Source organism: Pseudomaricurvus sp. (assembly GCF_965662505.1).
Classification (GTDB): Bacteria; Pseudomonadota; Gammaproteobacteria; order Pseudomonadales; family Cellvibrionaceae; genus Pseudomaricurvus.
This window is the reverse complement of record NZ_CBFIHX010000130.1, coordinates 1-9092: the sequence shown is the minus strand read 5'-3', so window position 1 is coordinate 9092 and position 9092 is coordinate 1. Positions and strand designations below refer to the sequence as shown.

General features: G+C 49.9%; 8 protein-coding genes. All 8 read left to right on the top strand.

Annotation, left to right across the window (positions count from 1 at the left end):
• A partial coding sequence (locus ACTG33_RS14560) for an AraC family transcriptional regulator ligand-binding domain-containing protein (RefSeq protein ID WP_439135949.1) occupies positions 1 to 940 on the top strand: 940 nt, incomplete at its 5' end.
• 205 nt (positions 941 to 1145) lie between these two features.
• Complete coding sequence (locus ACTG33_RS14555; protein ID WP_439135948.1) at positions 1146 to 3941, top strand: monovalent cation/H+ antiporter subunit A; 2796 nt, start codon at positions 1146 to 1148, stop codon at positions 3939 to 3941.
• A complete protein-coding gene (locus ACTG33_RS14550) occupies positions 3941 to 4312 on the top strand; it encodes a Na+/H+ antiporter subunit C (RefSeq protein WP_439135947.1) in 372 nt (123 codons plus the stop codon). The genes ACTG33_RS14555 and ACTG33_RS14550 overlap by 1 nt, the downstream gene beginning before the upstream one ends.
• Entirely contained in the window at positions 4312 to 5823 is a 1512-nt protein-coding gene (locus tag ACTG33_RS14545) for a monovalent cation/H+ antiporter subunit D (protein WP_439135946.1), read from the top strand. The genes ACTG33_RS14550 and ACTG33_RS14545 overlap by 1 nt, the downstream gene beginning before the upstream one ends.
• Positions 5820 to 6323: a Na+/H+ antiporter subunit E gene (locus ACTG33_RS14540; protein ID WP_439135945.1), complete on the top strand. Its 504-nt coding sequence runs from the start codon at positions 5820 to 5822 to the stop codon at positions 6321 to 6323. The genes ACTG33_RS14545 and ACTG33_RS14540 overlap by 4 nt, the downstream gene beginning before the upstream one ends.
• Positions 6317 to 6586 carry a K+/H+ antiporter subunit F gene (locus tag ACTG33_RS14535; protein WP_439135944.1) on the top strand — a complete coding sequence of 90 codons (270 nt, stop codon included), beginning with the start codon at positions 6317 to 6319 and terminating at the stop codon, positions 6584 to 6586. Before ACTG33_RS14540 ends, ACTG33_RS14535 begins: the two co-directional genes overlap by 7 nt.
• 26 nt (positions 6587 to 6612) lie before the next feature.
• Positions 6613 to 6969 (top strand): Na+/H+ antiporter subunit G, encoded by a 357-nt coding sequence (locus tag ACTG33_RS14530; RefSeq protein ID WP_439135943.1) that lies wholly within the window; start codon positions 6613 to 6615, stop codon positions 6967 to 6969.
• A 300-nt stretch (positions 6970 to 7269) separates the two neighbouring features.
• A complete protein-coding gene (locus ACTG33_RS14525; protein ID WP_439135942.1) occupies positions 7270 to 8811 on the top strand; it encodes a diguanylate cyclase in 1542 nt (513 codons plus the stop codon).
• The last annotated feature ends 281 nt before the right edge of the window (positions 8812 to 9092 follow it).

The following is a 9092-nucleotide window of genomic DNA, read 5'->3' as shown; positions in this document are numbered from 1 at the left end:
GCTCACACAGGCCGGTATCCATCCGCAATTGCTGCATATTGAGCACCTGCGCACCGACGAGCAGCAAATGACCGCTCTGATACAGGGTGTCTGGGATGCGATGAACGACGAGTTTATGGGATTTACCGCCACTCCCTGCAAACGGGGCGCGTTTGCCTTTATGGCACAGGCGGCACAGCGCTGCGATAACCTGCGGGAGGCCCTGCACACCGGCATGCAGTTTTACCAGCTGATGACCGACGACATTGACACCGAACTGCTGGAACAGGACAAAAGCGCCCGCATCCGCATCCACTTTGCACAGCCGGAACTGGACCCGCAGCACTTCTTCCTCGAATTTTGGCTGATCATCTGGCATCGCTTTGCCAGCTGGCTGATCGGCAGCAAGATCCCGTTACAGGAAACCCGCCTCACCCACCGTTCGCCCCGTCACGCCAATGAATTGCGCATTATGTTTCCCGGTAGGTTGCTGCTTGAGAGCGACATCAACCAACTCACCTTCAGCGCCGACTATCTGCAACGACCTATTATCCGCAGCCAGGCCGAGCTGGATCAATTCTTACAACATGCTCCCGCCGACCTGCTTACCATTCCCGGCGACGACAACAGCTTGCAGCGCATCATCAGCCAACAGCTCACCAGCTCATTCAACCAAAACAACAGACTGGAATTTCCCGCGCTCAAAACCCTGGCCAAAAACCTGAACCTGTCACCCCAGACCCTCCACAGGCGCTTGAAACAGGAAGGCACCAGCTACCAGCAGATCAAAGACAATGTGCGGCGGGAAATCGCGCTACACAAGTTGGTGAAAGAAAACCGCACCGTCAACGAAGTGGCTGAACTGGTGGGGTTTTCGGAAGCCCGATCGTTTACCCGGGCGTTTCGGCAATGGACCGGGATGTCTCCGCGGCAGTACTGCAAACTGGTGCAACCAGGATGATTATGGCGAGGCTCACCCAGACAGATCAACAGTCAATCAACTTGTACACAGAACAACCGCCGTGGAAACAAAAATATACCGTATAAGCGTTCTTGTTTTTTGATCAAGAACGTACAATGTGTAAAGTTAAGCTACACCAGAAAATGGCCGATAAATCAGTCAGTTATTTGTCATCTCGTTATACAATTGGAGGCGCACTCTCACCATGAACCTGCTATGGGTTGTACTTTTGCCATTAATAGGCACTGTTGTCCCTCTGCTAACAGAGCGCCTTGGTCGTAATGCGTGTGCTTTTTCTGTGGCAATACTACCCATTGCATCACTGGTACTGGTGCTTATCTATGCGGGGGATATCTTTGCTGGTCAGGCTCTCAGGCAAACCATAGATTGGTTCCCTGCGATTGGGCTGGACCTCTCCTTTCGTCTTGACGGACTTTCACTGCTTTTTTTGTTTTTGATTCTTGGCATTGGGCTGCTGGTTATTCTCTATGCCCGGTACTATCTGTCGGCCAACGACTCCATGGGTCGATTCTATGCTTACCTGACCCTGTTCATGAGCTCCATGGTCGGCATTGTTATATCCAATAATTTGATTCAACTTTGGATGTTTTGGGAATTAACGAGTATTAGCTCGTTCCTGTTGATCAGTTTTTGGTCACACAAGTCCGATGCACGAAAGGGCGCGAGAATGGCCCTGACCATAACCGGTGCTGGCGGCCTTGCACTGCTGGCCGGACTGTTACTGATTGGTAATATGGTCGATAGCTATGATCTTGATACCGTTCTGGCAAATGGCGACCTGATTCGTTCTCACGCCACCTACCCCATCGCTTTAATACTGGTACTGATAGGCGCATTCACCAAGTCGGCCCAGTTCCCATTTCACTTTTGGTTGCCACATGCCATGTCGGCGCCCACCCCCGTTAGCGCCTACTTACACTCCGCCACCATGGTGAAAGCCGGCATTTTTCTTATGGCTCGCTTTTACCCGGTGCTGGCCGGTACCGACATGTGGTTTTTGATCGTCAGCTTAACCGGCTTAATCACGCTGCTGTTAGGGGCCTATGTCGCCCTGTTTAAGCACGACCTTAAAGGCCTGCTGGCTTATTCAACCATCAGCCATTTAGGCTTAATTACACTTTTGTTGGGGCTGAATTCCGACCTCGCGGCCGTAGCCGCGGTGTTTCATATTATTAACCACGCTATTTTTAAAGCCTCCTTGTTTATGGCGGCGGGAATTATCGATCATGAGTCTGGCTCCAGAGACATGCGCAAACTCAATGGACTCTGGAAATACATGCCCTACACCGCCACCCTGGCCATCGTTGCGGCATTATCAATGGCAGGCGTTCCATTATTGAATGGCTTTTTGTCCAAGGAGATGTTTTTCACGGAAACCCTTAACCAGAGTATGCTGGGGTCTCTGTCCTGGATGATCCCCCTACTGGCCACTATCGGGGCGGCTTTCTCAGTAGCCTACTCTTTTCGTTTTATCCATGATGTCTTTTTTAACGGCGAACCTGTCGACCTCCCTAAAACCCCTAAAGAGCCGCCACGCTATATGAAGGTGCCGGTCGAGATTCTGGTTGCCTTGTGTTTACTTGTCGGGATCTTTCCAGCTTATGTTGTCGGAGACCTGTTGAGCGTTGCCTCTGCAGCGGTTATCTCCGATGGGTTACCGACATATAGTCTGGCCATTTGGCACGGACTGAATGTGCCATTACTGATGAGTGTTTTAGCAATGGTGGGCGGCTCAATCATTTATTACAACCGCCGCCATATGTTTGAGTTTCAGTCACATTTCGACGAGGCAGATGCCAAATATATCTTTGAAGGCGTGATTCAGTTCATCGTGCAGACTTCTGAACGATTTATAAATGCTTTAGAGAATGGTTCCCTGCAACGGTATATCTTTATCCTCTTGTTATTCACCTTAACGATGGCAGCTTTCCCGCTACTCGACCTCAGTCAAAACACAGGTTCACGCGCGCAGATACCGCTGGATGGGGTGACGATAACCGGTGCGGTACTACTGATATTAAGCGCAGCCGCAACGGTAATCTGGCACCGTAGACGGTTTCTTGCGCTCATATTTTTATCCGTAGTCGGATTAGTGGTATCGCTGGCCTTTGCTCAATTCTCGGCTCCCGACTTAGCCCTGACCCAGCTGTCGGTTGAGATTGTCACCATCATTTTATTGCTCCTGGCACTATTCTTTTTGCCTCAGAGCACACTAAAAGAATCGAGCAACAGACGTTTGAGCATTGATTTTTTGCTCTCTGGAATATTAGGCTGCGTCATCGGCACCATCTGTTACTCGATACTCACAACGCCCTTAAATACAATTTCCGATTTCTTCTTAGCCAACAGTAAAACCGGCGGCGGCGGCACCAATGTAGTCAACGTCATTTTGGTGGACTTCAGGGGCTTCGACACATTAGGCGAGATCACAGTACTGGGCATTGCCGCTTTGGGTATCTTCAAACTGATTGCCAAAATGCGAATTTACCTCCCGAGCCGTGATGATAAAGGACGCCCATGGAGTAACGACCCTCACCCGATGATGCTTGAAATGGTCTCCCAGAGCCTTCTGCCTTTAGCCCTACTGGTATCCGCTTACATTTTCATACGTGGGCACAATGTTCCGGGCGGTGGCTTTATTGCAGGCTTGATCACAGCGGTCGCGATCATTCAGCAATACATTGCACACGGGGTTCAGTGGATCAAACCCAGAGTCAAAATCGACTACCAATGGCTCATTGCTGGCGGCATATTAATCGCCATCCTGACCGGATTGGGTAGCTGGCTCTTTAGCAAACCTTTCCTGAGCTCGTGGTTTGACCATTTCCATCTACCCTGGATTGGGGAATTCGAATTAGCCAGCGCCATGCTGTTTGATTTAGGGGTGTATCTCACCGTTGTAGGGGCTGTGATGCTCATCCTGGCCAATCTGGGCAAGTTAACCACAAGCGAGCGCATTTATAGTAAGGAGCACGATTAATGGAAGCGATCTATGCGCTCTGTGTCGGCGTACTCACCACCTGTGGCTTTTTTCTGGTGCTAAGGGGCCGCACCTTCACAGTGGTTATCGGCTTAACCCTATTATCCTATGCTGTAAACCTATTCCTATTCGCCAGTGGCCGCCAAAAGCTGGACAGTGCAGCTGTGCTCGGGAGATCCACTGAATACAGCGACCCATTGCCTCAGGCACTGGTACTCACCGCCATCGTAATCGGCTTTGCGATGACGGCGTTCGTAGTGATATTAGCCATGCGTTCTCGAGCGGATCAGGGCAATGACCATGTAGATGGTCAGCTCCCGGACCCATCCCAGTCGGGCAGAATTAGCACTTCAGATAAAAGGAACGGCTAATGCAACACCTGCCTATTCTCCCAATATTATTACCCATGTTGGCTGCCGTACTCATGCTGCTGCCGCCTTTGAGTAAGAGCCTTAACCGGCACCGTATTTTTGCCATTTCCACTATGTTCATCCTCGTAGCTGCGGCTACGCTGTTGTTACTCACCAGCCATCAGCAAGGCCCTCAAATATATGTTCTGGGTGGCTGGCAACCGCCCTTCGGCATCACTCTGGTGGCCGACCGACTATCAACCTTGGCGGTATTACTTACTTCAGTCCTGGCATTGGGTGCACAGCTCTATGCATGTGCAGGCGACGACAACGACGGCATGTATTTTCACCCGCTATTTATGTTTCAGATCATGGGCGTTAACGGGGCGTTTCTAACAGGGGATGTATTTAACCTGTTTGTTTTCTTTGAAGTGCTATTAATTGCCTCTTACGCCTTGTTGATTCATGGCGGCGGCAAGCAGAGAACCAAAGCCAACGTCCACTATGTGATTCTGAATCTGGTCGGTTCGAGTATTTTCCTGTTCGCACTGGGCATTCTGTACGGCACGATTGGTTCACTTAATATTGAAGACATGGCAAATAAAGTTCCGTTATTAGGTGAGTCCCAGCAGGCCTTGGCAAAGACTGGTGGCCTATTGCTGTTGGTCGTGTTTGGACTCAAAGCCGCTTTGCTGCCATTGCATTTTTGGCTTCCCAAAACCTATGCCGCAGCCAGTGCTCCGGTTGCTGCGTCGTTCGCCATTATGACCAAGGTGGGGGTCTACAGTATCTTAAGAGTACATACCACTATCTTTGGTGAAGGAGCGGGAGAGCTTGCCAGCATTGCCATACCATGGCTGTGGCCGCTGGCACTACTGACCATATTCATGGGCGCCATCGGTGTGCTTGCCAGCCCAACTTTAAGACTAACGGCGGCTAATTTAGTAGTGGTTTCGGCAGGAACACTCATGCTTGGGATTGCCATGGAACGGGAATCGGCCACCTCTGCCGCACTCTACTACATGATCCACACTACTCTGGTCACAGGCGCACTGTTCCTGATCGCGGACATCGTTAGCACACAACGGGGTAAAGCCGAAGACCGCTATGTCAACGCGCGGGCAATGAATCAGGCAGCGATCGTTGGTATCGCGTTTTTCATTGCCGCACTCACGGTGGTGGGCATGCCGCCATTATCAGGTTTTGCGGCTAAGATACTCATACTGCAAGCCGCCGAAGGGATGACTGAAATGGCCTGGGTATGGCCAGTGGTTTTAGTGTCCGGGTTGATGTGTCTGGTGGCGTTATCACGCGCGGGCACCACCATTTTTTGGCGTTCATCCGGCGAGCCCAACACGAATGAAACGATTCATCCGTTGAAATTGACGGCTGTCGCTTTACTGCTTAGCGCTTCTCCTCTGTTAATCATATTTGGTGGACCAGTGACCGAATATACTGATGCAGCAGCGGCTCAGCTCCATGATAGACCTGCCGTAATAAACTCAGCAGACACAGGAAGGGGTCAACCATGAAGGCCAATCCGAGTTTTCGCTTCCTCCCGATGCCACTGCATTCGATTTTGCTTTTGATTGTTTGGTTGTTGCTGAACAACACAATGGCTCCTGGACATCTCGTTTTAGGAACCTTTTTGGCACTGGGAATACCGTTACTTATATCGGGCATGCAACACCCGCAACCGGGCTTTCGCAAGCCGCTCTCCACCATACGCTACGTCTTAATGGTCATGGGAGACATCGTGGTGGCGAACTTCGAAGTCGCGCTTTTAATCTTGGGCTCAAATAAAAAACTGAACCCTGCCTTTATTGCAATACCATTGAATATCGACCATGAACTGCCTATCACCATACTTGCCAGTACAGTGTCATTAACACCAGGCACGGTCAGTGCAGAGATCTCCGAAGATCAAAAATGGCTCTACGTGCATGTACTGAACCTGACGAATGAAGATGAGTTGATCGCCTCAATCAAACACCGTTATGAGCGACCGCTTAAGGAGATTTTCGGATGCTAAAAACCGCAATATTAATTGCCGGCATATTGGTTTGTGTATCACTGCTTCTTAACTTATGGCGACTTTTTAAAGGACCAGGCAGGCCTGATCGAATCCTGGCGCTGGACACAATGTACATAAACAGCATTGCACTGATTATATTGTTTGGTATTGCCTCTGGCACGACCCTTTATTTTGAAGCCGCCTTGTTAATAGCCATGCTGGGATTTGTGAGCACTGCCGCCATGTGCAAATACATTTTACGTGGCGACCTAATCGAATAAGGCACCCCTAAGAACAGGATAAAGCAATGGAATTTTGGATAGAGTTAGTCGTATCGGTATTGCTGGTAGCAGGCGCCATCTTTGTGTTTATTGGCTCACTGGGCCTTGTAAAGCTGCCTGACTTTTATACCCGCCTTCACGGACCGACCAAAGCCACAACACTGGGTATGGGCTGCTTACTGCTGGCCTCGATGGTTCTGGTCACCCACCAAAAAGGGGCATTGAGCCTACATGAATTGTTGATTTCATTATTTTTACTGATCACTGCACCTGTTACGGCCCACATGCTGGCCAAAACTGCACTGCATCATAAGTTGCAAATACTGGACAGGACCTCTGGCAAGGCATTAACAAAGCAAGCCCGTGAACGACTGAATCCGTAAAAGGTGACGCTAAAAACGGCCAGCGTCCCCTCACCCTTAAAGTGACTAACAGCATTTACAATCCGCCTGCCGGCAGTCAAAACGTCTACCTACTCAAACACTAATTTAGTCATACGCTACTCTAGTCATACACCCACAAATTAGACAAGTGGCTTAGACGTATAGCTTATTCTGGCGTATTAATTCACGGCCAATGCTGCAGTGTGACTTTACCGGCACTCCGTGCTAGCTTAAATAAAACACAAGAAATCGCAAAACCAGCCGAAAGCTTCATAGATTGATGAATTTTGGAATCATCTTATGCTGGATGACAACACACACACTGCTGCAAAATCAGCCTCGGGATGGAATCCCCACCGGCTGGCGAAAGCAATTCTGATTCCCCGGTATTTTGCCTATTGCCATACCTTTGGGCTCAGCGTGTGGATTGCTATGGAATCTGGTGAGGGCTGGTCGCTGATATCGCCGGCTTTCTTGTTGCTCGTCTGGCCCATGGTGGCTTACTGCCACTCAGCACTGGCCACTAACTCAAAGCGCGCCGAATTTCAAAACCTGTACATCGATTGCCTGTTGCTCGGTGGCTGGGGCGCTATGTTGGGCTACTACCTCTGGTCGACTCTGGCACTGGGGCTCGGCTGCTTGCTGAACAATCTGATTGTGGGAGGAACCCGTCGCCTGTTAATCGCAACCCTTCTTTTCTTGCTGGGAGGCATTGGCATTGGCCTTTTCACTGGTTTTGACCTCCGCCCGGAGATTGGATTCGGGGCTAATATTTATCTATGCGCAGGATACTCTATCTATTTTTTAGGTCTTGGCTACACCACGTATGCCCAGAATCGGAAAATTGGGCGCAACATTAAAGAGATTCAATTTAAAAACCGGGTTTTTCAGTCCCTTCTGGACATAGGTGCTGTTGCTAATCGCGCCCCTGATGTCAATACGTTGTTTGAAAACTCCCTGCAGCACCTTTGCAGTAATTTTCCCAACTATGGTTTCGCGGCCTACCTCTACGAACACGAACGCCCCGGACTTACCCGCTACTCCGCTGTCGCCGGCATCAACAGGGGCAACGAACAACACTTACTGAAATCACTGTCCAATATGGACACGACCCGAGAGGGCGTTATTCATCTCGATACACGCCATAACACAGACAAGTTCTATGCCGCTTCCATGGCAGGACGTCTGAGCCTTTACGAAGGCTGGCTGGTAGTACGAGCACCCCGAAAACATGATGTCTTAGAAGAGATGCTGCCACTGTTGATTGATGAACTGGCCTCCTCGACAGAAAACAAACTGCTCCACCTGGAATTGCACAAAGCGGCTGAACGAGACGGGCTAACGGGGGTCTACAATCGCGGTTTTTTTGAAACGGCACTGAAAGAAAACATTCAGCGTAAAGCACAACAACCAGATTGTGACTTTGCTGTGCTGATGATTGATTTGGATGGCTTCAAGAAAGTGAATGACCAGCTCGGCCATATCGCCGGCGACAATCTCATTATGAAAGCAGCACAACACATTCGTAACCACTGTCGTCACGGTGACGTTCTGGCGCGCTACGGGGGGGATGAGTTTGTCCTGTTATGCCCCAGCTCCGGCATTGACCAGGTCAATCAGATCGCCGATCGAATCAGCCAGAGCCTTGAACAGAAAAGGTTTTCGGTTGGCACCTCTGATAACCCGATTAAAATCCCTCTATTTATTAGCATGGGCACGGCGAGTTCAGAGGATTTACCCACAAACGAAGTCCTCATGACCGCAGACAAACGCATGTACGCGAACAAGCTTCAACGCCGCCAAGATGAGAAACTTCAAATTAACAGCTTCGGCTTGTATTGAATTTTTCGAAGGATAATCCATGCATCCCAATGCCCTTCGACAGGTTTAGGCCGAACGAATAACCACCGAACCAGGCCCTTCGACAGGCTCAGGGCGAACGATTAACCTCCGAACCAAGCCCTTCGGCGAACGGAAACGTCATAGCCATCCAACCTTCAGTATAAGCCTCCTACTCCGCTCCTCCTGAGCTTGTCGAAGGAGGCTTACCGAAAGATTCCTCTCGAACATAAATCTGGAACTCACGAAAGATTCTCTTTGCAACTATTACACATATAAACTAT